Origin of the sequence: Mammaliicoccus sp. B-M6 (assembly GCF_022386965.1) — a bacterium.
Classification (GTDB): domain Bacteria; phylum Bacillota; class Bacilli; order Staphylococcales; family Staphylococcaceae; genus Mammaliicoccus; species Mammaliicoccus sciuri_A.
Map to the genome: position 1 here is coordinate 1 of NZ_JAJNHJ010000063.1, position 3,272 is coordinate 3,272.

Consider the following 3,272-nt stretch of genomic DNA (forward strand, 5'->3'; position numbering starts at 1 on the left):
CTCTCGCGGAACGTAAGCCCAACTACCATCGGCGCTAAAGAGCTTAACTTCTGTGTTCGGCATGGGAACAGGTGTGACCTCTTTGCTATCGTCACCAGACAAATAGTAATAACTTATGATGAATGTATTACACATTCAAAACTAGATAGTAAGTAGATTTTACGGCTAAAACCGATTTAAATTTGATTAAGTCTTCGATCGATTAGTATTCGTCAGCTACACACATTACTGCGCTTACACCCCGAACCTATTAACCTCATCATCTTTGAGGGATCTTATAACCGAAGTTGGGAAATCTCATCTTGAGGGGGGCTTCATGCTTAGATGCTTTCAGCACTTATCCCGTCCATACATAGCTACCCAGCTATGCCGCTGGCGCGACAACTGGTACACCAGAGGTATGTCCATCCCGGTCCTCTCGTACTAAGGACAGCTCCTCTCAAATTTCCTACGCCCACGACGGATAGGGACCGAACTGTCTCACGACGTTCTGAACCCAGCTCGCGTACCGCTTTAATGGGCGAACAGCCCAACCCTTGGGACCGACTACAGCCCCAGGATGCGATGAGCCGACATCGAGGTGCCAAACCTCCCCGTCGATGTGAACTCTTGGGGGAGATAAGCCTGTTATCCCCGGGGTAGCTTTTATCCGTTGAGCGATGGCCCTTCCATGCGGAACCACCGGATCACTAAGTCCGTCTTTCGACCCTGCTCGACTTGTAGGTCTCGCAGTCAAGCTCCCTTGTGCCTTTACACTCTGCGAATGATTTCCAACCATTCTGAGGGAACCTTTGAGCGCCTCCGTTACTCTTTAGGAGGCGACCGCCCCAGTCAAACTGCCCGCCTGACACTGTCTCCCACCATGATCAAATGGTGCGGGTTAGAAAGTCAACACAGCCAGGGTAGTATCCCACCAGCGCCTCCACGTAAGCTAGCGCTCACGTTTCAAAGGCTCCTACCTATCCTGTACAAGCTGTGCCAAATTTCAATATCAGGCTACAGTAAAGCTCCACGGGGTCTTTCCGTCCTGTCGCGGGTAACCTGCATCTTCACAGGTACTATGATTTCACCGAGTCTCTCGTTGAGACAGTGCCCAAATCGTTACGCCTTTCGTGCGGGTCGGAACTTACCCGACAAGGAATTTCGCTACCTTAGGACCGTTATAGTTACGGCCGCCGTTTACTGGGGCTTCGATTCGTAGCTTCGCAGAAGCTAACCACTCCTCTTAACCTTCCAGCACCGGGCAGGCGTCAGCCCCTATACATCACCTTACGGTTTAGCAGAGACCTGTGTTTTTGATAAACAGTCGCTTGGGCCTATTCACTGCGGCTCTTCAAGGCTTGCACCCTAAAAAGCACCCCTTCTCCCGAAGTTACGGGGTCATTTTGCCGAGTTCCTTAACGAGAGTTCGCTCGCTCACCTTAGAATTCTCATCTTGACTACCTGTGTCGGTTTGCGGTACGGGCACCTATTTTCTAACTAGAGGCTTTTCTTGGCAGTGTGAAATCAACGACTCGTCGGATACATGATCCAACTCCCCATCACAACTCAACCTTACGAGTGCCGGATTTGCCTAACACTCAGTCTTATTGCTTGGACGTGCACTCCAACAGCACGCTTCGCCTATCCTACTGCGTCCCCCCATCGTTCAAACAATCATAGGTGGTACAGGAATATCTACCTGTTATCCATCGCCTACGCCTATCGGCCTCGGCTTAGGTCCCGACTAACCCAGAGCGGACGAGCCTTCCTCTGGAAACCTTAGTCAATCGGTGGATGGGATTCTCACCCATCTTTCGCTACTCACACCGGCATTCTCACTTCTAAACATTCCACATGTCCTTACGATCATGCTTCGACACGTTTAGAACGCTCTCCTACCATTATCCTTACGGATAATCCACAGCTTCGGTAATATGTTTAGCCCCGGTACATTTTCGGCGCAGTGTCACTCGACTAGTGAGCTATTACGCACTCTTTAAATGATGGCTGCTTCTAAGCCAACATCCTAGTTGTCTGGGCAACGCCACATCCTTTTCCACTTAACATATATTTTGGGACCTTAGCTGGTGGTCTGGGCTGTTTCCCTTTCGACTACGGACCTTATCACCCATAGTCTGACTCCCAAGTTAAATTATTTGGCATTCGGAGTTTGTCTGAATTCGGTAACCCGAGAGGGGCCCCTCGTCCAAACAGTGCTCTACCTCCAATAATCATCACTTGAGGCTAGCCCTAAAGCTATTTCGGAGAGAACCAGCTATCTCCAAGTTCGATTGGAATTTCTCCGCTACCCACACCTCATCCGCTCACTTTTCAACGTAAGTCGGTTCGGTCCTCCATTCAGTGTTACCTGAACTTCAACCTGGACATGGGTAGATCACTTGGTTTCGGGTCTACGACCAGATACTCATTCGCCCTATTCAGACTCGCTTTCGCTACGGCTCCACATTTACTGCTTAACCTTGCATCAAATCGTAACTCGCCGGTTCATTCTACAAAAGGCACGCCATCACCCATTAACGGGCTCTGACTATTTGTAAGCACACGGTTTCAGGTTCTATTTCACTCCCCTTCCGGGGTGCTTTTCACCTTTCCCTCACGGTACTGGTTCACTATCGGTCACTAGAGAGTATTTAGCCTTGGGAGATGGTCCTCCCAGATTCCGACGGAATTTCACGTGTTCCGCCGTACTCAGGATCCACTCAGGAGAGAAATGACTTTCGACTACAGGACCTTTACCTTCTATGGTTGGCTTTTCCAAAACCATTCGTCTAATCATTTCCTTTGTAACTCCGTATAGAGTGTCCTACAACCCCAATAGGCAAGCCTATTGGTTTGGGCTCTTCCCGTTTCGCTCGCCGCTACTCAGGGAATCGAGTTTTCTTTCTCTTCCTCCGGGTACTAAGATGTTTCAGTTCTCCGGGTGTGCCTTCTCACATACTATGTATTCATATGCGGATAACATGACATAACTCATGCTGGGTTTCCCCATTCGGAAATCTCTGGATCAAAGCGTACTTACAGCTCCCCAAAGCATATCGTCGTTAGTAACGTCCTTCTTCGGCTTCTAGTGCCAAGGCATCCACCGTGCGCCCTTAATAACTTAATCTATATTTCCTTATACATAATGTTTAAGAAAATAACTGTTATTAATCTGTGATGTCGTCTATAAAGACGACGCGCGATTATTAAGCTTGTTGAATTTCGTTAGAAATTCACTCGGTTTTTTGCTTGGTAAAATCTATTTTACTTACTTATCTAGTTTTCAATGT

At 48.4% G+C, this 3,272-nt stretch carries 2 rRNA genes; both read right to left on the reverse strand.

Annotated features, from left to right (window positions below):
- Positions 1-99: ribosomal RNA gene (gene rrf / locus LQ693_RS13230) — 5S ribosomal RNA — on the reverse strand; the annotation flags it as partial.
- An 83-nt stretch (positions 100-182) separates the two neighbouring features.
- Positions 183-3,109: ribosomal RNA gene (locus tag LQ693_RS13235) — 23S ribosomal RNA — on the reverse strand.
- Positions 3,110-3,272 lie beyond the last annotated feature (163 nt).